Here is a 20,845-nt window from a genome sequence, read left to right as displayed (position 1 = left end):
TTGAATGTTACTTCTCGACACTCGGCGTCAAATTGTTGTCATGATTATTCACCGGAACTGTCATATTTGATTTCTAGTATGCCCTTGATTTTTCAATCACTTATCTCACAGAGGGCAACAATGAAATTCAAGGTTAGTGCTTTAGCATTCGTAACCGCAGCTCTGCTAGCTGGCTGTAACGACAGCTCGTCCAGCAACAATGACCATGGTGACAAGCCAGGTAATCTTCCAGAGAAGCCGCCAGTAGAAATCGAGGGTGTAAAGATAGCCTTCATGCCAGATATCCATTTCCACGATGTGTATGGCGATTTCAAAGATGGTTCATTTGATGGGCTGTATAACAGCATCACTGGCAAAGGCGCGACTATTCGTACTATGCAATCTCAGATGGAATCCACACGCCTGTTCAATGAGAACTACTTCGCGATGATTGCAGCTTTGGATGATGTGGTTGCTCGCGGTATTAAGCACGTTGCTCTTCCTGGTGATTTTAGTGATGATGGCCAGCCTGTGCATATGCGCGGCTTGGTGAGTATCTTTGACTACTATGCAGACAAATATGATCTAGAGTTCTTTGCCGCTCCTGGTAACCACGATCCAACGCGTCCATTTACTATTCCAAATGGTAAGCGTGACTACCTGGGTGCTGGTGGTAAAGAGCAGCGCATCTATAGCCGAGGAAGAGATGGTTGTGAGGGCTATGATGGTGATTGGACGGTTATTCATAACCCAGATTGGGAACTGCCTCAGATCTGTACTGAAGAGGTGAAAGAGTGGGGTTATAAGGAGATCATGGAAATCCTTGCTCCGCACGGCTTCCACCCAACACCTGAGCACTATTACTTTGAGACCCCATACTCATCTCAAGGTGCACGTGACAACTACCGCTATGAGACGGCTTATATCGAGTCTGCGTTTGAAAATCGCTTCTTTGAGATTTGCCATGAAGGTACCGGTGGTGACTATAAAAAGCCTGACTACACCTCATGTTCTATGGTCCCAGACACAACCTACCTAGTAGAGCCAATCGAAGGCGTTTGGTTGATGGCTATCGATGCCAACGTGTATCGCCCTAAAGCTGGGACTCCAGATAACTCTACTGACGGCAATGATTTCGATGGTTCGAGCAATGCTGGCTATAACATGATGTTGACCCATAAGCAGCATGTGATTGAGTGGATCACAGATACAGTGGAAGCAGCCAAAGAGCAGAACAAGGTACTTATCTCGTTTAGTCATTTCCCAATGACTGACTTCTATAACGGCGCCTCTGAAGAGATCGAAGACATCTTCGGTGAGGGTAACTTCCAGCTTAAGCGTGTACCTGAGGATGATACCTCTAAGGCTCTGGCACAAACGGGTCTTGGCATCCATGTCGGTGGTCACATGCACTTTAACGACACGGGTAAGAAGCAATACCACATCGGTGGTGAGACCTATACCCTGTTCAACATCCAAGCGCCTTCATTAGCTGGCTATATCCCAGCGTATAAGGTTCTGGAAATCAAAGGTGCAGGCCAAGTTGAGGTAGAAACCGTTATTATCGAAGAGGTTCCACGCTTTAATGAGCTGTTTGAGCACTATGCAGAAGAACATGCTCATCTAACTGCTAGTGGCAAAGAGAATGTTTGGACTCGCGAGATCCTAGATTCAAAAGATTACTACCAGCTAACCGATTGGCATATCAAAGAGCTTACACGTCTTCGTTTCCTACCAAGCGAGTGGCCGCAAGATCTGAAGAACATGCTATTCAACATGAATGGTAAAGATATGCTGATTCTGTCTCAGCTTGAAACTGACATCACTGTTTGTCAGTTAAAAGCAGCGCTAGATATGCCGTGTGCTGATGCATACAGCCAAGACGATCTGAATGAATTCATGAAGGATTGGAATGAAGCCAAGACTAAGGCAACACTACTTGCCCAAGAGCACGGCCTTACCCTGATTGAATTTGCAGAGTGGGACGGCACTGAGCTTGCGACAGACTTCTATCGCCTGCGTAACGCAGATGAACTGGCGTTCCGTGACATTAAGCAGTCTCGTCTGCCTCAGTACAAGCTACTAAGTAATGAGCTATCTGAGATGGAAACAGAAGTTCGTCTTCCGACTGAGTCTGATGGTCATACTCCGGTAGGTCAGGTATTCAAGGTTCGTTTCGGTACTCTGTTCTACATCCTAGACAGGTTCGCAACCGGTGAAGCAAGTGATCACTTCCTAATCGATACCGAGATGGGAGAGATTATCGACCTTAAGAAGGTGGCTGACCGCGAAGCGATGCAACAACAGTAGATTTTAAGATTAGACTCAAGGCGCTGGAAACAGCGCCTTTTTTGTTGCCTCAAAAATGAGTAACCTAGTGGTAGAAAAAGAGGTGAATATGAATCTAGAAAAGTTTGAAGATATCTATTTTAGAGCTGCGGAAAGAAAGGGTGGGGAAGCTGAGCTTGAAGCACGCTTATCATCGCCACTGTTTGATGATGAGATTGCTGAAATACCTGATGATCGCTGGTTGGCTGCATTCAGTCAGAAGGTGTTTCAATCAGGGATTTCTTGGTCGGTAGTTCGTAAGAAGTGGCCAAACTTTGAAGAGGTCTTCTTCGGCTTTAAGCCTGAGCATCTTTTGATGCTTTCTGATGAGATGTGGGAGAAAAAGGCGCAAGATCCACGCATTATTCGACATTTTGCCAAGGTAATGACCATACAAGCCAATGCCCAAATGATCATTGGCTCAAGGCGCGAACACGGCTCTTTCGCCGATATGGTAGCGAACTGGCCAGCAGAGCGAATTACAGAGCTTTGGGACTACTTGAAGAAAAACGGTAAGCGATTAGGTGGTAATACGGGTCCGTACGCCTTAAGACAGCTAGGCGTAGACACTTTTATCATGTCATCAGATGTTGAAAGTTATCTAAGAGCCTACAAGATTGTAGAAGGTGGTCGCGACACAAAACGAGCACGAACTTCGGCCAACAAAGCCTTTTGTGAATGGCAACAAGAATCAGGTCGAAGCCTTACCCAAATTAGTCAAGTTATTGCCTTCAGTTGTGGTGATAATCGAGTTTAAAGACCGTATATCCTAGTCTCAACGGTAAACGTGATACTGGCGTGCTCTTAAGCTGGTATCTTCATTGACAAACTTATCACCTTAAAAACAAAAAAGGTGTTGAACCAAGTTCAACACCTTTTCTTTTAGCTGGTTTCAGTCAAACCAATATTAGAATTGGTGGCTGTACTGAAGACCTACTAGGATAGCATCCGCGCGAGTTGTTGCGCTTAGGATACCTTGGTCTAGAACATCAGTGTCTGAACCTACTAGGTAAGTAAAGCCGAAGTCTAGGTTTTGGTCTTCGTTGAAGTGGTAAGTGAAGCCACCAGAGAACCAGTTACGATCTGAGTCAGGTACTGAGATTGAAGTAACTTCGTCTTGAGCGCTGGTATCGTGCATGTAACCAGCACGTAGTGTCCAAGCGTCGCTTAGGTAGTAAGTACCACCAATGGCGAAGCGCCAGCCATCTTGCCAATCGTATACTGACTCGTAACTACCGCTCGCGTTCATGCCTTGACCTTGAAGGTTTTCGAACTCAACTACGTCAAATGCGCTCCAACCGATCCACTGTACAGAGTAGTGAGCCGCAAACTTGGTATCTTGGATTCGGTGGTAACCAGAGAATTCAACCATGTCTGGAAGTGGTAGAGTGATCTTTTGACCAGCGTCATCTTTAGCTTCGATTTCTGGGCTGTAACGATAAGATAAACCGAAGCGGTTATTTTCGTTTAGCTCGTAAACTGTGCCTACGTTGAAACCTACACCCCAGCCTTCCGCGTCTTGTACGTTAATGAAGTCATTGCCAGGGAAAAGAAGGTCACCTGCTGGGCCAGCAAGAGCTTTAAGCTCTTGGTTACCACGACGTAGAGTACCTTTACCATAGATGATATCTAGGCCCGCACCGAAGCTCCATTGCTCGTTCAAGCGGTAAGAACCAGCAAGACCGATGTTCATGCTCAGGATGTCTGTTTCACCGCCGAATAGAGAGTTATTGTACTGAGGGCTATCAGAGAAGTCAGTGTTAGTACCAAAGTTTGAGTACGCGTTAACACCCCATGCAAACTTGTCATTTACTGGAACGATCAAGTGGATGTTTGGTGCTACAGATGTACCACCAACATCGTCGTAGTCTGGATAGATAGATGGTGCAGCTGAATCTTTAACAGAGATGTCAGTAATGATGGTTTCAAAACCTAGAGACAAAGAAGTTTTATCAAAAAGGGCCATTGTCGCTGGGTTACGAGCCATAGAAGACGCGTTATCTGCGATTACTGCGTCACCTGCAAATGCACGACCGATACCTGTCGCTGACTGTGCGTTAAGTTGGAAACCTGCTGCGTGAGCCTGAGAAGTGGTTACTGCTACTGCAACTGCAAGTAGAGAGCGTTGAAAAACACGCGTCTTATTCATGTTAACTTGTTCCTTATGTTTTACGCCAAATTCCTAGCGTATCAACCGGTTTTGCCCCTCATTTTCGTGGGCATTTATAATTAAGGTCGGCTGATACTATTGATTATTCTAATTTAAACAACTCAGACCACTACGAAAATTCCATAGAAAATCGCAAACTGGGCGCTATATAACGTAAAAAATCTGGAATATGGTTATTTATAGAGTTATTGCTCTAAGTCAATTATTGGTTCGAAAAATGGGAGGGAAGTGGGATCCCCTTAGCAATAGTTGATCTAAGGGGATGATTTATATGCAGTTTATACCTATGCCTTAGGTTCAATAATAGTAGAGAGGTGCTTAGCAATCTTCTCTACGTCTTCGTCCATACTACCGACAACTATCATAGAAGCGCCTTCGAGTGGCATCAAAGTACCTGACATTTCTCTATCGACGAAGTTAGCTGCATTTTCCGATGGGATATCGGTAATAAACAGGGTAACTTTGCCTTTTTCACCTTGGAACACCATATGGAAGGCGTTACTTGTACCAAATCCACAGTGATTTAGGTAGTACACGTGATAAGGGAAGGTCTCTTTAAAGCGATAAGCAAATGGAGACAGCTTCATGTTCACTTGAGCTGAGTCAGCTTGTTCATCCAAGTTACGGATAAACGGTTTTTCAGCCACAACGTGGTCCATCGCGGTGTCCGCTAGACTCGCTTGCGCAGTTGGCACTACAGCCGGAGTCCAGTTTAATTGGCCTACCATCACACCAAAGGCAAAGGCGATAGACGCGGCTAGCGCAAAATGACGTTTCACAAAACTTGGTCTTACAACCTTTTCAGTTGTGGACTGCTGAAACAGTATCTTGTCGGCCAGATTATCTGGCGCATCAACACGCATCGCTTGTTCGATTCGCGCATCTAGGCTTAACACGTCGTCAGCAAATCTCGCATTGCTTTCATTTGCCGTTATGGCCGCGATCAGCTCCTCGTCTCTCGCTTTGGGGTCTGACATGATGCGGCGACGAAATTCTAAATCATCCATTCTGCATCCCCTGTGTTTCTTTACTTGAATCCAATAGGTCTTTGAGCTGGTTTCGAGCTCTAAACAGTCGAGTCATCACGGTGTTTTTGTTGAGATCCAGAATGTCTCCGATCTCTTCCCCGCTGAACCCACCAATGACCTGCAAAAATAATGGTTCCCGATATTCAATATCGAGGCGCATAATCTGGGCTTGAAGCCATTCCCTTTGATGAAACCCATCATCGTTAACCTGACCCTCGTTACCGGGGTCATCAATATCAACTAGGTCTAACTGCTTACGTTCGAATCGGCGAGCATTCTCACGGCGTAAGATAGTGATTAACCATGACTTAGCCGCCTTTTCGTCCTGCAGAGAATCTAGAGCTTTCCATGCCCGTAGACAGGTTTCTTGCACAAGGTCTTCTGCCACGCTTTTGTCTTTACACAACCAATAAGCGTATCTAAACAGGTCCTTGTGATAGGCACGAACTAGTGCCTCGTATTTTCTTTGCTTGTCCATGTTAGATTCGACCGAGGAAGTCGAATTTTTATTTCGCGGACTTTGCTTTTTTTTGAAAAGATTTAATACGGCCACACTACCTCCTTTGTGAGCGGGCTGTTACAAGGTCAGGCATTACCATCTATAGATTTGCGTAATAACTTGTGATCATCAAGCAAAGTTTGATCTATTTCAAAGAATCAATATCCATAGTCCTTATAGTAGCGACCAGTCATTCAATCTGCTTATTTAAAGCAATCAATGACGGTTTCCTTTTAGACTGACTTCAATTTGCTCACTACCACATTTTTGCTCTGTTAGAGCCATCCTTTTTCAGTGAGATTGAGATTCAATGAGTAGTACATTGAATTAACAGTATATTACCGCACCTCTGGGTGCGGTTTTTTTTTGCCTTAGATCTAGTTTGGCAAATTTATCTTTTGAACTCATTAACAATTTCGTTACACTGGATCAGGTCTGACCTGTGATAAAGGAAGTGTAATGGGAATACAGCAGTTGACTACGCGTCAGGGAGACAGAATCGCTGTCGTCGCTGGCCTTAGAACGCCGTTCGCAAGGCAAAGTACTGAATTTAAAGATGTTCCGGCCCTAGACTTGGGCAAGATGGTAGTGAGTGAGATGCTTGCTCGCACCGATATTGACCCTAAGTTGATTGACCAGGTGGTGTTTGGTCAGGTGGTGCAGATGCCGGCTGCACCCAATATCGCTCGTGAGATAGTGCTTGGAACGGGCATGGATGTTAATACCGATGCCTACAGTGTTACCCGAGCCTGTGCGACCAGCTTTCAAGCTACGGCTAACGTCATTGAGTCTATCATGGCGGGTAGTGTAGAAGTGGGTATTGCTGGCGGTGCGGATTCGTCATCTGTTCTGCCAATCGGAGTGAGCAAATCTCTAGCCGCTAATCTTTTGGCGCTAAGTAAAACCAAAACCCTTTCTCAAAAGCTAAAGATTCTTAAAGATTTCAAACTCAAAGACCTTATGCCAGTGCCACCTGCTGTTGCAGAGTACTCTACTGGTCTTTCTATGGGGCAAACCGCCGAGCAGATGGCGAAGACCCATGGTATTTCTCGTCAAGATCAGGACGCGCTAGCACATCGCTCTCATTCCTTGGCCGCACACGCTTGGAATGAAGGTTTAGTGCGTGATGAAGTGATGACTGCCTATCCTGAGCCTTATAGGTCATGGATAGATAAAGATAATAACATCCGCTTTGATTCCACGATTGAGGGTTATGCCAAGCTAAGACCTGCTTTTGATAGACAATATGGCTCTGTCACTGCAGCAAATGCCACTCCGCTGACCGATGGCGCAGCCGCAATTATGCTGATGACGGAGAGCAAGGCCAAAGAGCTTGGTTTAGAGATCCTCGGCTTTATTCGCTCTTATGCCTTCAGTGCCACACAAGTGGAAAAAGATATGTTAATGGGGCCGTCTTACGCCACGCCAATCGCTTTGGACAGAGCAGGGATCTCTTTGGCCGATCTTGACCTTATCGATATGCACGAAGCGTTCGCCGCTCAAACCCTTGCCAATCTCAAGATGTTTGCCAGCGATAAATTCGCCCAAGAAAAACTAGGTAGAAGCCAAGCTATTGGTGAAGTTGATATGGACAAGTTCAATGTCCTAGGTGGCTCTATTGCTTATGGTCACCCATTTGCTGCAACTGGCGCTCGTATGATTACTCAAACCCTAAGAGAGCTGAAACGCAGAGGCGGCGGCTTAGCGTTGAATACCGCTTGTGCTGCTGGTGGCTTGGGCGCTGCTATGATCCTGGAGGTGGAATAATGAGTGATGTAAAAACCTTTAATTTAACCATCGACAGCGAAGGGCTTGCTTGGCTCTCAATAGATGTGCAGGGCGAGAAGATGAATACCCTGCAAGCAGCCTTTGCCGATGAGATCAAATCTATCCTTGAAGAGCTAAAAGGCAGTGATGCCAAAGGCCTTATTATCCATTCGCTCAAACCTGACAACTTTGTTGCGGGTGCGGATGTGCGTATGTTGGATGCGTGTACCAGTGCCGAAGAGGCCACTAAGCTTGCCACTACGGGGCAAGAGATGTTTAACGAGTTGTCGAAACTGCCATTCTCCGTTGTGGCGGCCATTCATGGTCCGGCCCTTGGCGGTGGTCTAGAGTTGGCGCTTGCGTGTGACTATCGCGTTTGTAGTGATGATGATATTACCCGCCTTGGTCTTCCTGAGGTACAGCTTGGTCTGTTGCCTGGCTCTGGTGGTACACAGCGCCTGCCTCGCCTTATCGGTTTGATGGCTTCGCTGGATCTTATCCTTACCGGCAAGCAGGTACGTGCAAAGAAAGCCAAGAGGCTGGGTATAGTAGATGCCGCTGTGCCGGATTCTATCTTGTTTGAGGTTGCCAAGCAGTTCGCTACTAAATCGAAACCTAAGCGCAAGACTCCACCTAAAGAGAAGCTTATCTCTAATATCTCGGTTAGCCGTAAGGTTATCTTTGATCAAGCAGCGAAAAAGACTCGAGCAAAAACCCGTGGTAATTACCCTGCAGCAGATAAAATCCTTGAGGTGATGCAGTATGGCTTAGAGAAGGGCTTTGCAAAAGGCTTAGAGAAAGAAGCGAACGAGTTTGGTGAGTTGGTGATGACCCCAGAGTCTGAGGCGCTTCGCTCTATCTTCTTCGCAACTACCGAGATGAAAAAAGAACATTTTGGCGATGCGAAACCCCGCACGGTTAATCAAGTAGGCGTGCTAGGTGGCGGTTTAATGGGTGCGGGTATTGCCCATGTCTCCCTTGGTAAAGCCAAGGTGCCGGTCAAGCTAAAAGATGTGTCTGAGGATGGGGTGCTTAACGCTCTGTCATACAACTACAAGTTGTTTAGCAAGCAACGTAAACGTCGCATCCTTTCCAAAGCTCAGCTTCAGGCGAAGATGGGGCAACTACGAGGCGGTACAGACTATCTAGGCTTTGAGCAGACGCAAGTGGTTATCGAGGCGGTATTTGAAGACCTGGCGCTTAAGCAGTCTATGGTTAAAGAGGTGGAAGCGCTTAGCGACAAAGATATTATCTTTGCCTCCAACACTTCCTCTCTGCCTATCCATCAGATTGCAGAGGGTGCTTCTAAGCCAGAGAATGTAGTGGGTCTGCATTACTTTAGTCCAGCAGAGAAGATGCCGTTAGTGGAGGTTATCCCTCATGCGACTACCTCAGATGAAACCGTAGCTACTGTGGTTGCGCTGGCTAGAAAGCAGGGTAAAACCCCTATCGTAGTCAAAGACAGTGCGGGTTTTTATGTAAACCGTATTCTTGCACCTTATATGAATGAAGCTGCACACGTTTTGATGGCGGAGCAAGAAATAGAGCACATAGATAACGCCTTGCTCAACTTTGGTTTCCCTGTTGGCCCAATCACCCTACTTGATGAGGTGGGTGTGGATATCGGTGCCAAGATAATGCCGATTTTGGTGAATGAATTAGGTGACCGATTCCAAGGCCCAGACCTGTTCGACACCTTGCTTAATGATGGCCGTAAAGGTCGTAAGGTCGGCAAGGGTTTCTATACCTATAAGGGTAAAGACAAGAAGGTCGACAAGTCGGTGTATGGTCTGCTGAAGTTGACGCCATCTAAGTCTATCTCTGAGGATGACATTGCCCTTCGCTGCGTGATTCCGCTACTTAACGAGGCGGTGCGCTGTCTGGATGAGGGAATTATTGCCAGCGCAAGAGACGGTGATATAGGTGCCATCTTTGGTATTGGTTTCCCTCCATTCACCGGTGGTCCATTCCGGTTCATGGATCATTATGGGCTGGATAAACTTATCGAGAAGATGGGTGAGTTTGAACTCAAGTACGGCGAAAGATTCAAGCCATGTCAGGCGATGCTGGATAGGGCAGAGCAAAATCGCACTTTCTACTAAAAATTTGGCCGGTTTACCGGCCTTTTTTTTTGTCTGAATTTCAAAGGGGTTTCTCCTTCTGCTTTTTTGAAGGCGCGGCTAAAGTGGTTGGGGTTTTGGTATCCAAGCATATACGCTATATCTATCACCTTTAGTTGGCTGTCTCGTAGGTACTGTTTGGCGGCTTCTAGCTTGGCTTTGTTGACTAGTTCTCGATAGGTGACCTTGTCTTGCTCTAAGCGAGACCTTAGTTGTCGGTTACTGAGCTCTAATTTATCTAAGAAGTACCTTTTGCTTGGCAACCCGTGGGGTGCAAAGGCCAGTAGAAGCTGATAGAGGCGTTCGCTAAAACTGAGTTCAGATAGAGAATGGTTGGAAAGTTCAGACTTACTTGGAACACTACTTTTCCGGTAACAAAAGACGCCAGTTTCGCTAGATAAAATGATATCTGCATTTGGAAATAGCTTTGAGAAGAGTAGTTGGTTTTGCTTGTTGATGACTTTAATGGCATCCGGCGCCCAGCCCTCTCCGAGCTTGAAGCGGCCTAAACGAATAAAATTGCACACCACTAACTGCTCTATCTGAGGGTAGTGTTCAACCCTCTGCTCTGTCCCAGTTCCCAAAAGCCACAGCCCTTTTTCAGTAGTATGTAAGCTTAAGGCGGCATTGCTTGATTGAGTATGGCTAAGGGTGGCAACTTCATGCCAGCAGCTTGCCAAGGTTTTGCTTTGATAAATGGCAGAACCAAACTGAGACATCAATGAAAAACCGCGGTCTTGGGCTTCGATATTCACACCTAACTGGTTGTTCTCAAGTTTGCTTGCGGCGAACTCTAGCAGCTTCCACCATCCTACAGAGGGGACTCGGCTCTCTACTTGGTCTAAAAGGGAGGGTGGCAGGCCGCAGTCGTGTAACCACTCTGATACAGGCGCTTTTTGAGATTTTAGATAGTTAATTGAAGCATATAGGCTTCTAGATTCTAGGATAGAGAGCATACAAAACCGGAATCGAATAATTAGTGTCAGTGTATGTCATAAAATGGTCTTTTAGTAATTATTAAGAGCCTAAGATGGACGCAGTTAAAGGCGAACTCATAGGAATTAATGATGCAAAAGACCCTCGTGGCTCTAATTATCGGTGCGACGATCTGCAGCACTGCGGTGGCTCATGAGATTGGACATGAGCATAAACACGTCAAGGATGGTTGGACAACAGATGCGGGCTTTGTGTCAGATGTAGATGTAAAGGCGAAGCTCTGGAATCCTCGTGGTAAATCCCAAGATGAGATAAACGAGCGGGCAGAATATGTGGCTCAGTTCTTCGATGCCGGTCGTACACCAGAGGACAGGACGGGCGACGAGCAGATCAAACAGCGTTATCAAGATGCAATCGTGATCAATTCCTTAATGCCATCGGGTGTCGGCATTCAAGGTGTGACCGAAGAGAAGTTTGCAGAAGCGGTAGAAAAGAATCGTGATAATGGCATTACCCTGATCTCAACATCTGTGTGGGCGTTTGAAGGGGTCAACGATGTCTCATTTGAAGAAACTATCCAGAAAACCAATAAGGTTTCTGAAGAGATGGACCTAGTTCGCGTAGTACGAGCTGAAGATATCCGCCGAGCAAAAGCCGAAGACAAGATGGCGATCATGTACAACTCTCAAGGTGCAGATTTTGTAGAGCAAGACTTAGAGAAGGTCGGGTGGGCGAAAGAGAATGGCATCATGGTGATGAACTTTACCTACAACAACGACAATGCCTTAGCGGGTGGTGGTCAAAGTGGTACTAATGCGGGTGTCTCTGAACTGGGAAAAGCGTTTATTCAAAAGATGAACCGAGAGGGTGTCATCATAGATTGCTCTCACTCCTCAAATCAGGCGTGTATTGATGCCGCTAACCTTTCTACTAAGCCGGTGCTTGCTACGCATTCGAATGCTAAAGCGCTGCGTAATCATGGCCGAAGTATCGATGATGAGGCTATACGCGCTATCGCGAGCACAGAGGGTGCGGTGTGCTCGGTAGGTGTGGGGCTTTTCTTGAATGAAGAGGGCACGGCAACTATGGAGGACATTGCTGAGCATGTTGATTATGTGGGTGACCTAGTAGGTCGAGACCATACCTGCTTTGCTTCAGATTACTCACACACCTACCAGGATTTCCTAAAGGCCTTCATCGGTGTGGTAGACAAGTATCCACCGGAGAAAGGCTTTGGTGCCCCTACCCAGAATGCTAGCGGCGGTGATATCTGGGGCGTGGCCCGAGTGCTGGAAGATAAATATGAATGGTCAGAGTCTGATATTCGAGGTTTCTTGGGTGAAAACCTAATGCGAGTGTATGAGGCTAATTGGCAGTAATACCAAAAGAGATTGGGATATCCCAACCTCTTTTTCTAACCGTTTTTCGGCGGATAGAGCGAATAAGCGGTCACTTGTCCTGCCACAATTGCAGAGAACATGAATAGTGCTGACAAGCCTATGCTGGGGATTGGTAATATGGATTGGTCAAATACCGTCTGACTGGCGCTGACCAGTACCCGACTCCCCGGTACCAAGATGATGATGCCCTGCAAAATATAGATAGAGCCAGTTAGCTTCATGATCTTGGCAAGCCAAGTGCCATAGAAGGTGATGAGCATAGTGGTCACCCAAGTTCCCACGATCCAGCCACTGCCAAAGTCTAGATACAGCGGTCCCCACATACCAAGAATTGCCACTGGCAGACCTAGCATCATATCGCGAGGCTTGGCATTAAATATCACGCCGATAGCGATGGAAATCAGAGGCACACCAGCAACGTGTAGCCAGACCGGCACGTCATTGGTGTAGTTGATGGAGTGAGATGCAGCCCAAAGGTTTTCACCAATATGGATACCCATAAAGATACCGATAAATAGCTTGAGTAGGACCAAGGCGCTTTGTCCCAACAGGCTAGTGCCAGAGACGAGATCGTTAAAGGCGAGACACTCTAGGGCGTTGGCGATGGAGAGGCCGGGTACAAACAAGACCACAGAGGCAATACACAAGGCATAGACTGGGATAGGTAAACCCGTTGAGCTGAGCCACGCCATGCAGACACCCACCAAAAGTGCTGAAACGAATTCGATAGCGATGCTGCGTCTGTCGGTTAGCATTAATTGAACCAGCCAGACTAAAAAGCCCAGAACCACTGAGCACCCAATGGCTTCCATAGTGCTACCCACTAGCATCAAGTAGGCAGGAGGGATGGACATATTAGCCAGCGCCATTACCCATTTTGGATAGAAGAAGGGTTTTTCGACTTTATTTTTTTCTGGGCTGTGTAAGCGTTCAATTGTTTGGGAGAGCAAAGCAAGATTAATAGAGGCTGGCGCCATACGGCGCATTACAACCTTACTGTTGTCACTGATAAACTGATAGTTAACCGAGGTCGGTAGAGCCTGAACCATAACCTCGGTGCCTTGTTGTTTTGCATACAGTTGGGTGTACTTTTCTACCTTGTAAGGAGGGCAGCCACTGCGGTGAAGGGTATCACCAAACTCGACGATTTCGCGTTGTTTCTGATCCATAGTTTCGAGCGTTTATTCGGTTCAGGGGAAAATTTCGCCCGAATGTAACAGAAGTTGCGCAAACGATAAAGCTAACCGAGTTCGATATCTTTTGGTCGTAGCTGAAATTCTTTAATAGATCCGATTTCTTGGCCAAGAGCGAGCTTTGGTGCATCTTGATGAGACTCACCTTGGGTGTGCATCACCAAGCGATTCGAGGTGCGTGGCTTAAGCTTGTCCACTACAAAGCGGATCATATCCGCGCGAGTAAGCTTGTGCAGATTCTCGACCACCTTTTCTCGGTTATTGAAATCCAGGTCTTTATTACCAATGGACACCCACAGCCTTTGCCCTTTAGCGCGCATATTGGTATCTGGCGCACCGATCTGATTAATAAGTCCAAGCTTACTGCTTTGCCACTGCGCCTCGGTAAGCTCCAAAAGCACCATATAAAAGGCGTTTAGGAATTCATCTATAGCTTGAATAAGAAGGCTTGGAGGTGCCACTGGTGATTGCACGTAGGCAACAATACCCGGATGTCGATTCATTGGCATATTGCCCGTGCCTACCATATAGCCCAGTTGTTGCTTGGTGCGGATTTCATTAAAGAAAGCCGACGACATAAGGTGATTGGCTAGGGTAAAGGTAGCGATGGTTTCTGGCTCCGAATCCGCCCCTTGATAGTAAACGGCCACCGCAGAGTCGTTTTGATTGCACCATACCTCGCGCTGGAAGGTGCCGTTCTCACCAAGCTTTATCAAAGGTCTCAGCGATTCTTTGTACTCTTGGTTTTCTACTCTAAGGGCATCTTTAAGCTCGCTAGCAACATTTTCAGCCGCATCTCGAGTCCAATCGCCGTAAACAAACATCTCAACATAGAGCTTACCTAGGAACTGCTCTACAAACTTTGGCAGTTCATCTACTGTCACCTGCTCCAATGCTTCTAGAAGCACTCGTGCTGGCGGGTTATTGGGTTGTAGCAGGCCAGCCATGTTGTTAAATAGCTGAGAAAGGGGCCTGTCTTTGCTGGCATTATTGAGTTTTCTTAGCATCTGCGCCTTGATGATCTCAAAGCGCTCAGGATCGAAATTTCTGGTGGCAAACTTATCTAGAATCATGCGAAGTAGCTGAGGCTGCTTCTCACTAAAGCCGTTTAGCGTAAGGGTAATACCACCTTGATGGGCGTACATGTTATAGCCCATTCCCGCAATCTCAGCCTGATAGGAGAGGCGGGACATGGTCTCCATAAACATTTCTACACAAAGCCTAAGGGTGACTATGCTCTTTGGATTTTCGACCGAGCATGGGCTATCGATAGCTATATATAAAGAGCCTTTAGGCACTCTGAATTTTGGCTCTTGTAGGTGCCATAAACGAAAGCCTGGCAGTTCCTCAATTAGCTCTGGCAGTTGTTTATCACCATCTAAAGGTTTAGGGTCCAAATCGTAGCTGATAAACGGGTTTTTCTGCGGAAGCAAAAACTCATCAACGGATTTCGGATTCTTCCAACGAGCGATCTGTTCGTCGCTAAATGGAGTCATAGAGTAAGGGGTGTCGTACCACTTAGCTTTGCGATCATAGTGACGCTCTTTAGCCGTCACCCAAACCCTGAGGTTCTCTACACAAAAGTAAGGAATGAAGCTTCGGATCAGCCCCTCATCATAATCGCTCATGCGATAGTCGCCGTAGATGACATCTTCGATAGGGTAGTTCTGCAGATTCATGGTCAGGTAACTGGCAAGGTCCATAGGCTTGATGGATTCTTGGAATCGAAACGCCGATTCGAGTACTGCCTGTTTTTCAAAGTAGCGCCAATCCTCGATCCCTTGTTCACACACTAGCTTGATGTAAGAGAGGATAAGCTCAACGATCTCTTCAGTGTGTTCGAGCCCTTCTTGGGTTAGAAGACAGCCGACCGTGAATTCTCTAAAGTTACTGCCGCTTACACCACCACCGGCCGCAAGTGAGGTAATCCAGTGCTTGTTTTTAAGGTAAAGGGTTAGACTCCCCGGCCCTTCATAGCCAATCAGATGCGCTAGATAGGAGAGTGGCTTAGTCTTGTAGTGCGAATGCATGTTGGGAAAAGAGAAGGAAAGACTTAGCTTACGCACGTCTTTTTCTGGCTCTAGCTCTATCCAAAGTTGCTGTTGCTTCTCGGTCAGTAGCGGGATAGAAACCGTTTTGTCCTTTAAGTCTTGATTATTGATATCGCTAAATAGAGTCCTGGCCAGCTGTTCTTGGTTATTCAGGTCTTGCGGGCCGACGAGGACTAGGCTCATTAGATCTGCCGAATAATGCTCAGCATGAAACGCTATGATTTCATCTCGGGTAGAGCCGGTTTCTCTGTCTGCAAGGGTTTCTTCATTACCTACAGAAAACTTTGAGAAAGGGTGTTCTGGGTTTACGGATTCCTTCTGCACCTGATAAAAGCGGCGAGCATCATCATGCACCTTCATCTGATACTCAGAGTTCACCGCTTGGCGCTCTTTATCCAGTGCCTCTTCGTTAAATAGAGGTGCAATAAAGAATTGACTGAATCTATCTAATGCAGGCTCGAAGTGGTTAGGTGAAACCTCGAAGAAGAAGTTGGTGTGCTCAGTGCCCGTCCAAGCGTTATTAGAGCCGCCGTGTTGACTGATAAAGGTCTGGAAATCACTAACTTGAGGGTATTTTTCCGTACCTAAAAACAGCATATGCTCCAAAAAGTGCGCTAAGCCTTCTCGGTCAGCGGGATCATCGAAGTGACCAACACGCACCGCTAGCGATGCTGCCGAGCGAGTAGCCTCAGAATCTTGCACCAAGATAACCTTGAGTTGGTTATCCAAAATGAGAGAGCGGTAGAGATTGCTGTCGTTTGGGCTAGTGTGCACCTTTGCCACCTAAGTTATTGGAACGCTTGTAGTTATCAAGTATGACGGAGCATGGCAATTGAGCAAATAGAATCGCGCTTTTTTTAAGAAATGTTTGTTTGGTCGAAGTGTTTGTAACAGTAATGGTGTAGGCTCAATTGAAGCGAATAAAGTTTTAAGAGAATTGGAGTCAATGAAAGTATTTATTATGCGTCATGGAGAGGCGGGCACTTTTGCTCAGTCTGATGCTGAGCGTACCCTTACCGATAGAGGTGAAAGTCAATCTCGTCAGGTGGCTCAGGCGGTGGTTGAACAGGGTGTATCCCAATTCGATTTGGTGTTGGTCAGTCCTTATATCCGCGCGCAGCAGACTTGGGATTGCATTTCTTCTAACTTTACAACCGGCTCTGTGGAAACCTCAGACGATATTACGCCGTATGGTCAAGCTGACGATGTATACCAATACGTTTGTGCGCTGGCAGAAACCCGCAGCCTAGACTCGGTGCTATTGGTCTCTCACCTTCCTTTGGTGGGCTACTTAACGGCTGAGTTTGTTGATGATATGTCGGCTCCAATGTTCCCAACCTCTGGCTTTGCCGCGGTAGATTTTGATCTCGAAAAGCGCTCCGGTGCTATCGAATGGCACATCGCTCCTTAAATACCTGTTGCCCGCGGCATGCGGGCGGTTTTCCTTTCCGTTTTATCAGCATCTAATGTAGAGCCACTGCGTCAACTTTTTCTTGTCCACCTAGCCTGAGACTTCTTTTGCAGCTACCTCCTCACTTGGCTCAATGCCGTGTGACGTCCGTCATATTGAAGTGTGAGCAATCAAAGTGACGGATTATATTCATCTCCAGCTTATACAGAGCAATAGATTCATAAATACTGGAGAAGTCTAAAATGTCTGATTACACCAAACTCGATCAAGAAGTGACCGAAATTGCCGATGAACTGTGGTCGGTCTCATCAAGGGTTTGGCAACTAGCTGAATTGAGTTATCAAGAGATTGAAAGCTCAGCCATCGAAAGTGCGCTGCTTGAGAAGCACGGCTTTACCATTGAAGCGCGAAATATCGCCGGTCTTGAAACCTCTTGGGTTGCGACCTGGGGTTCGGGTAAACCTGAAATTGGTTATCTTGTTGAGTTTGATGCGCTTCCTAGCCTTGGCAACGAAATCACTCCTCACCAACAAGCCACAGAGAACAGTAATGGTCATGGCTGTGGTCACAGTACAATCGGTCCAGCTTCCATTGGTGGGGCTGTCGCGCTTAAGAATCATATGCAGAAAGAGGGCATTCCGGGCACTATTAAGGTATTTGGCTGTCCTGCTGAAGAGGCCTTAAACGGTAAAAACTATATGGTAGCGGCTGGCGTATTCGACGGCTTAGACGTGGCGCTTCACAATCATCCATTCGATGTGACAACCGCGGTTAACTTCCATACTACCGCATCGGTGGATCTGATCATGGAGTGGCATGGTGTTACAGCCCACGCGGGCGTTTCTCCATGGGAAGGACGTAATGCTCTACATGCGGCAGAGATATTCTTAGTCTCAGCGAATATGATGCGTGAGCAGCTTGAGCCAACAGCGCGTTTGCACTATCAAGTGCTTGAAGGTGGCGCTGCGGTAAACGTGGTACCTGATTACGCCAAGGTCTTGGTTCGCTATCGAGGTAAAAGTGCTGAGGATGTGCGTAAGCACAAGGCATGGTTAGAAGATATGGCGAGAGGCGCAGGTCTGGCGACGCAGACCAAGTCGCAAGTAACCAATCTAGGTGGCATCTATGACATCATGCCCAACGACAGGTTCGCGGAGAGTATCACCACACACCTGAAGCGCTATTTCCCAATTCAGTGGAGTGAGGCGGAGCAGGAGTTCGCTCGCACCATTCAACGTGAAATAGGCAAGCCGGAAGCCGGTTTGACCGATGCTGTGCTCGAGCCACAAAAAGGCGTAGAAGTAGGCGGGTCGTCTGATGTTGGCGATGTAAGTTGGATTGTGCCAACCATGGGTGTTGCATTCTCGGCATGGCCAAAACACGTCCCTGCCCACCAGTGGGGTGTGACGGCATCAGTAGGTTCCAACATTGGTCGCAAAGGCATGATTTCTGCGGCGCATACACTAGCTGCACAAGGCTTGGAGCTGATGACAAATCCAGTATTACTTGAGGAGATTAAGCTGGACTTTGAGCAGAAAAAAGCGGGTCGAGAGTATCTAACCCTAAATGATCTTAGCGAGAACCCAGCATCTAGCCTGACCGAAGCGCAGCGTGCTGAGTATCAAGAGCTGTTGCAGTCATCTAAAGAGATGTTACTTAGTGCTCTAGAAAAATAGTCTTGGAGTGTACCAAACATACAAAAGCCCGCTTAGTGCGGGCTTAATTCGTTATGGGTTCATTATTTTGGAATAATTACAGTATCGATAACATGAATCACACCATTGGACGCTTTGATGTCGGTAGCAGTGACCATGGCATTGTCTACCATCACGTTGCCACCATCGACTTTGATCATCACCATGTCACCATGGGCCGTTTTGGCACTGTCCATTTTGACCACATCCGCCGCCATGACTTTTCCCGGCACTACGTGGTGTGTGAGCACTGCCACTAGTTTGTCTTTGTTCTCTGGCATGAGCAATGCGTCTAATGTGCTCTTCGGCAGTTTAGCGAATGCTTCGTTGGTTGGAGCAAACACGGTAAATGGACCTTCCCCTTTCAAGGTATCCACTAGGCCAGCTGCTTTTACAGCGGTCACTAGGGTAGAGAAGTCTGGATTACCCGCTGCGATGTCGACGATGTCTTTCTTCATACCGTGGTGCGCTGCGTTGGCACTGAAGCTAATAATGAACACCCCTAAAAGCCAAGCAAAATGGTGTAGGAATTTTTGTTTTAGTGTGTGGATTGCAACTTGAGTCATAACCTGTCCCTCGTAAATTGATTATGCAGATCTGATTACGAGGGGCAGGGGGAAAAGATCATTACTTTTCAGGGATAGAGAGCAGAACTAGGAGTGCACCGTCACCGCCAAACTCTAGGGGTGCTTGGTGATAGGCCATTACATCAGGATGTTGGGCAAGCCACAGCGGCACTTTCTGTTTGAGTATGTGTTTACCGATACCGTGCATCACGCTGGCACAATGGATCTTCTCTTTTACACAGTGTGCAATCATGGCACCGAGCTCACGCTTGGCTTCGTTTTGCGTCATGCCGTGCATGTCCAGAAATACGTCCGGCACATACACGCCGCGGCGCAGTCTTTTCACTTCGTACTTAGAGACGTCATCACGGGCATAGCGAGTCGGGCCTTCCTCATTTAGGTGCGGAACAAACTCGTCTGAGAAGAAAAATTCATTGTCTCTTGCTTCACGACTGAATCTTTGTTGCTGTTTTTGCTTTGTCTCTCTTTTTGGCTTCTGGATTATGGTATCCTGATCCAGTTTTTTAACGCCCTGTACTGCCTCTTGAAACAATGCAAAGTCGTCATCTTCTGTGTTGCTCATGTGGTCACTAACCAATCAAACCTTAATTGGGCAGTATTGTAGCGCTTTTTGGAGAAAATTTTGGATAAGATTTTTGTAGATGAAGCGGTGTCTGAACTCCATACACTGCAAGATATGATTCGTTGGACCGTTAGCCGTTTTAATGCTGCGGGTCTGTTTTATGGCCATGGTACAGATAACGCATGGGATGAAGCGGTACAACTGATCCTACCTTCTCTCTACTTACCTATCGACGTTCCGTCTCATGTCTTGAACTCGAGACTGACCAGCAGTGAGCGTCTGCGCATCGTTGAGCGCGTAATTCAACGTATTAATGACCGCACCCCAACCGCTTACCTTACTAACAAGGCTTGGTTCTGCGGTCTTGAGTTCTTCGTAGATGAGCGAGTGCTAGTGCCACGCTCTCCAATCGGTGAACTGATTGAAAACCAGTTCCAGCCGTGGCTACTAGAAGAGCCTCGTCGCATCATGGATATGTGTACCGGCTCTGGTTGTATTGCTATTGCTTGTGCGCACGCCTTCCCTGATGCAGAAGTGGATGCCATCGATATCTCGGCAGATGCGCTAGAAGTAGCTGAGCAGAACATTCAAGACCACGGTCTTGAGGCTCAGGTTACTCCGATTCGCTCAGATTTGTTCCGTGATCTTATCGAGGACAAATACGATCTTATCGTGACCAACCCACCTTATGTGGATGAAGAGGACATGAACTCTCTACCTGAAGAGTTTAAGCATGAGCCAGAGCTTGGCCTTGCAGCTGGTAGTGACGGTCTTAAGTTGATGCGTCGCATCATTGCTAACGCACCTCGCTTCCTGACTGAGAACGGCATCCTTATCTGCGAAGTGGGTAACTCTATGGTGCATGTGATGGATCAGTATCCGAACATCCCATTCACTTGGATTGAGTTCCAAAATGGCGGTCATGGCGTGTTTATGCTGACTCGTCAGCAGTGCGTAGATTGTGCGGATGAATTTTCTCTTTATCTCGATTAATTAGAGAATGCCAATTGTTTGAAAACAGCCCTTATGGGCTGTTTTTTTGTTTGTGCTCTTTACAACCTGAGTGGATCTATGGAGTATTGAGGGATTGTCAAAAAACGATTGAGTTACAACGAGGAAG

16 protein-coding genes are annotated in these 20,845 nt (G+C 46.9%); 8 read left to right on the top strand and 8 right to left on the bottom strand.

Annotation, left to right across the window (positions count from 1 at the left end):
• Positions 1–120 precede the first annotated feature (120 nt).
• Together Pcarn_RS08860 and Pcarn_RS08855 are read left to right on the top strand one after the other, a co-directional pair.
• The gene (locus Pcarn_RS08860; protein ID WP_261833509.1) at positions 121–2,289 is read left to right on the top strand and encodes a metallophosphoesterase family protein; all 2,169 of its coding nucleotides are present in this window, start codon (positions 121–123) and stop codon (positions 2,287–2,289) included.
• An 88-nt stretch (positions 2,290–2,377) separates the two neighbouring features.
• A complete protein-coding gene (locus Pcarn_RS08855; protein ID WP_261833508.1) occupies positions 2,378–3,064 on the top strand; it encodes a DNA-3-methyladenine glycosylase I in 687 nt (228 codons plus the stop codon).
• A gap of 150 nt (positions 3,065–3,214) precedes the next feature.
• On the opposite strand, the gene Pcarn_RS08850 is transcribed toward Pcarn_RS08855, so the two are convergent.
• The 3 genes from Pcarn_RS08850 to Pcarn_RS08840 form a co-directional block, all read right to left on the bottom strand.
• Positions 3,215–4,456, bottom strand: a complete 1,242-nt coding sequence (locus tag Pcarn_RS08850; protein ID WP_261833507.1) for an OmpP1/FadL family transporter — start codon at positions 4,454–4,456, stop codon at positions 3,215–3,217.
• A 305-nt stretch (positions 4,457–4,761) separates the two neighbouring features.
• On the bottom strand, positions 4,762–5,484 hold the full coding sequence (locus Pcarn_RS08845) for a DUF3379 domain-containing protein (protein ID WP_261833506.1): 723 nt from the start codon (positions 5,482–5,484) through the stop codon (positions 4,762–4,764).
• Complete coding sequence (locus Pcarn_RS08840) at positions 5,477–6,058, bottom strand: sigma-70 family RNA polymerase sigma factor (RefSeq protein ID WP_390904426.1); 582 nt, start codon at positions 6,056–6,058, stop codon at positions 5,477–5,479. Before Pcarn_RS08840 ends, Pcarn_RS08845 begins: the two co-directional genes overlap by 8 nt.
• Positions 6,059–6,463: 405 nt before the next feature.
• Between Pcarn_RS08840 and fadI the strand changes: the two genes are divergently transcribed.
• Positions 6,464–7,771 (top strand): acetyl-CoA C-acyltransferase FadI, encoded by a 1,308-nt coding sequence (fadI, locus tag Pcarn_RS08835; protein ID WP_261833504.1) that lies wholly within the window; start codon positions 6,464–6,466, stop codon positions 7,769–7,771.
• Positions 7,771–9,873, top strand: coding sequence for a fatty acid oxidation complex subunit alpha FadJ (gene fadJ / locus Pcarn_RS08830; RefSeq protein WP_261833503.1), 2,103 nt, complete (start codon positions 7,771–7,773; stop codon positions 9,871–9,873). The genes fadI and fadJ overlap by 1 nt, the downstream gene beginning before the upstream one ends.
• Here fadJ and Pcarn_RS08825 read toward each other — a convergent pair.
• Positions 9,870–10,847, bottom strand: a complete 978-nt coding sequence (locus Pcarn_RS08825) for an AraC family transcriptional regulator (protein ID WP_261833502.1) — start codon at positions 10,845–10,847, stop codon at positions 9,870–9,872. The genes fadJ and Pcarn_RS08825 overlap by 4 nt on opposite strands.
• A 111-nt stretch (positions 10,848–10,958) precedes the next feature.
• On the opposite strand from Pcarn_RS08825, the gene Pcarn_RS08820 reads away from it, so the two are divergent.
• The gene (locus Pcarn_RS08820; RefSeq protein WP_261833501.1) at positions 10,959–12,206 is read left to right on the top strand and encodes a dipeptidase; all 1,248 of its coding nucleotides are present in this window, start codon (positions 10,959–10,961) and stop codon (positions 12,204–12,206) included.
• A gap of 35 nt (positions 12,207–12,241) precedes the next feature.
• Here the strand turns inward: Pcarn_RS08820 and Pcarn_RS08815 are convergent, their stop codons facing one another.
• Both Pcarn_RS08815 and Pcarn_RS08810 read right to left on the bottom strand, forming a co-directional pair.
• A complete protein-coding gene (locus Pcarn_RS08815; protein ID WP_261833500.1) occupies positions 12,242–13,396 on the bottom strand; it encodes a threonine/serine exporter family protein in 1,155 nt (384 codons plus the stop codon).
• Positions 13,397–13,467: 71 nt separating this feature from the next.
• Positions 13,468–16,245: an insulinase family protein gene (locus tag Pcarn_RS08810; RefSeq protein ID WP_261833499.1), complete on the bottom strand. Its 2,778-nt coding sequence runs from the start codon at positions 16,243–16,245 to the stop codon at positions 13,468–13,470.
• Between the two features lie 172 nt (positions 16,246–16,417).
• On the opposite strand from Pcarn_RS08810, the gene sixA reads away from it, so the two are divergent.
• Complete coding sequence (gene sixA / locus Pcarn_RS08805; RefSeq protein WP_261833498.1) at positions 16,418–16,882, top strand: phosphohistidine phosphatase SixA; 465 nt, start codon at positions 16,418–16,420, stop codon at positions 16,880–16,882.
• Positions 16,883–17,124: 242 nt separating this feature from the next.
• Entirely contained in the window at positions 17,125–18,558 is a 1,434-nt protein-coding gene (locus Pcarn_RS08800; protein ID WP_261833497.1) for an amidohydrolase, read from the top strand.
• A 62-nt stretch (positions 18,559–18,620) separates the two neighbouring features.
• Here Pcarn_RS08800 and Pcarn_RS08795 read toward each other — a convergent pair whose 3' ends face one another.
• Together Pcarn_RS08795 and smrB are read right to left on the bottom strand one after the other, a co-directional pair.
• Complete coding sequence (locus Pcarn_RS08795; protein WP_261833496.1) at positions 18,621–19,142, bottom strand: fasciclin domain-containing protein; 522 nt, start codon at positions 19,140–19,142, stop codon at positions 18,621–18,623.
• Positions 19,143–19,203: 61 nt separating this feature from the next.
• Positions 19,204–19,725 (bottom strand): endonuclease SmrB, encoded by a 522-nt coding sequence (gene smrB, locus Pcarn_RS08790; protein ID WP_261833495.1) that lies wholly within the window; start codon positions 19,723–19,725, stop codon positions 19,204–19,206.
• A gap of 60 nt (positions 19,726–19,785) precedes the next feature.
• Between smrB and prmB the strand changes: the two genes are divergently transcribed.
• On the top strand, positions 19,786–20,718 hold the full coding sequence (gene prmB, locus Pcarn_RS08785; protein ID WP_261833494.1) for a 50S ribosomal protein L3 N(5)-glutamine methyltransferase: 933 nt from the start codon (positions 19,786–19,788) through the stop codon (positions 20,716–20,718).
• Positions 20,719–20,845: the final 127 nt, after the last annotated feature.

This window comes from Vibrio ishigakensis, from assembly GCF_024347675.1.
Lineage (GTDB): Bacteria > Pseudomonadota > Gammaproteobacteria > Enterobacterales > Vibrionaceae > Vibrio > Vibrio ishigakensis.
The sequence above is the reverse complement of the archived record's forward strand: the minus strand, read 5'-3'. Positions and strand labels throughout refer to the sequence as shown.

What these genes read in the sequence shown, in the direction of transcription:
- Pcarn_RS08860 (WP_261833509.1), top strand. Translation starts at nt 121, where the DNA reads ATGAAATTCAAGGTTAGTGCTTTAGCATTCGTAACCGCAGCTCTGCTA.
- Pcarn_RS08855 (WP_261833508.1), top strand. Translation starts at nt 2,378, where the DNA reads ATGAATCTAGAAAAGTTTGAAGATATCTATTTTAGAGCTGCGGAAAGA.
- Pcarn_RS08850 (WP_261833507.1), bottom strand. Translation starts at nt 4,456, where the DNA reads ATGAATAAGACGCGTGTTTTTCAACGCTCTCTACTTGCAGTTGCAGTA.
- Pcarn_RS08845 (WP_261833506.1), bottom strand. Translation starts at nt 5,484, where the DNA reads ATGGATGATTTAGAATTTCGTCGCCGCATCATGTCAGACCCCAAAGCG.
- fadI (WP_261833504.1), top strand. Translation starts at nt 6,464, where the DNA reads ATGGGAATACAGCAGTTGACTACGCGTCAGGGAGACAGAATCGCTGTC.
- fadJ (WP_261833503.1), top strand. Translation starts at nt 7,771, where the DNA reads ATGAGTGATGTAAAAACCTTTAATTTAACCATCGACAGCGAAGGGCTT.
- Pcarn_RS08825 (WP_261833502.1), bottom strand. Translation starts at nt 10,847, where the DNA reads ATGCTCTCTATCCTAGAATCTAGAAGCCTATATGCTTCAATTAACTAT.
- Pcarn_RS08820 (WP_261833501.1), top strand. Translation starts at nt 10,959, where the DNA reads ATGCAAAAGACCCTCGTGGCTCTAATTATCGGTGCGACGATCTGCAGC.
- Pcarn_RS08815 (WP_261833500.1), bottom strand. Translation starts at nt 13,396, where the DNA reads ATGGATCAGAAACAACGCGAAATCGTCGAGTTTGGTGATACCCTTCAC.
- sixA (WP_261833498.1), top strand. Translation starts at nt 16,418, where the DNA reads ATGAAAGTATTTATTATGCGTCATGGAGAGGCGGGCACTTTTGCTCAG.
- Pcarn_RS08800 (WP_261833497.1), top strand. Translation starts at nt 17,125, where the DNA reads ATGTCTGATTACACCAAACTCGATCAAGAAGTGACCGAAATTGCCGAT.
- Pcarn_RS08795 (WP_261833496.1), bottom strand. Translation starts at nt 19,142, where the DNA reads ATGACTCAAGTTGCAATCCACACACTAAAACAAAAATTCCTACACCAT.
- smrB (WP_261833495.1), bottom strand. Translation starts at nt 19,725, where the DNA reads ATGAGCAACACAGAAGATGACGACTTTGCATTGTTTCAAGAGGCAGTA.